Below are 713 nucleotides of genomic sequence, written 5' to 3'. Positions count from 1 at the left end.
GCTGTGCTGGTCAGCGCAGCAGCTGGAGCATGGTCTGGGGCATCTGGTTGGCCTGGGCGAGCATCGACACGCTGGCCTGGGTCAGGACGTTGTTGGAGGTGAACTTGGTCATCTCCTGCGCCATGTCGACGTCCATGAGCGTGGAGCGGGCGGCGTCCAGGTTCTCGATGGAGGTGGCCAGGTTGGCGGCCGAGAACTCGAAGCGCGACATCATCGCCCCCAGCTCGGCTCTGGAGCCGTTGACCTGGGCGATCGCACCGTCGATCGCGGTGCCGGCGGCAGCGGCGCCGGCCGAGGTCGAGATGTCGGTGCCGGCCGTGCCCAAGGCCGCCGTGGTCATGTCGTCGATGTTGACCACCACCGTATCGGCCGACTGCGCGCCCACCTGGAAGGTCAGGTCCCCGCTGCCGCCCACCGTGAAGCTCTCGGCCGCAAGCTCGGTGGAGAAGTCGAAATTGGCCAAGGAGATCGAGACCCCGGCGTTCTTGAAGTTTAGCTGGCCCTCCACCACCCGCTGGTCGGTGCCGAACTCCAGCTGGATCGTGTCGGTGACGTTGCCATAGGTCAGGGTGAAGGTGCCGATCGTGGCATTGGTGGCGTGGGTGCCGGTGGCGCTGTCCGCACCCACATAGGCGAAGCTCGCCGTGCCGGTGGCGGCACCGTTCAGGCTCAAGGTGACGCCGCGGAAGTTGGCGTTGAGGTCGCCCGCCCCG

The 713-nt window shown here is 67.2% G+C and carries 1 protein-coding gene; it reads right to left on the bottom strand.

The features are described 5' to 3' along the window. Positions 1-10: 10 nt before the first annotated feature. Positions 11-713 (bottom strand): flagellin (locus tag EQG76_RS31455; protein WP_255476617.1); only part of this gene is annotated, 703 nt, incomplete at its 5' end.

This window comes from Geminicoccus flavidas (genome assembly GCF_009806515.1).
Classification (GTDB): Bacteria; Pseudomonadota; Alphaproteobacteria; order Geminicoccales; family Geminicoccaceae; genus Geminicoccus; species Geminicoccus flavidus.
The sequence above is the reverse complement of the archived record's forward strand: the minus strand, read 5'-3'. Positions and strand labels throughout refer to the sequence as shown.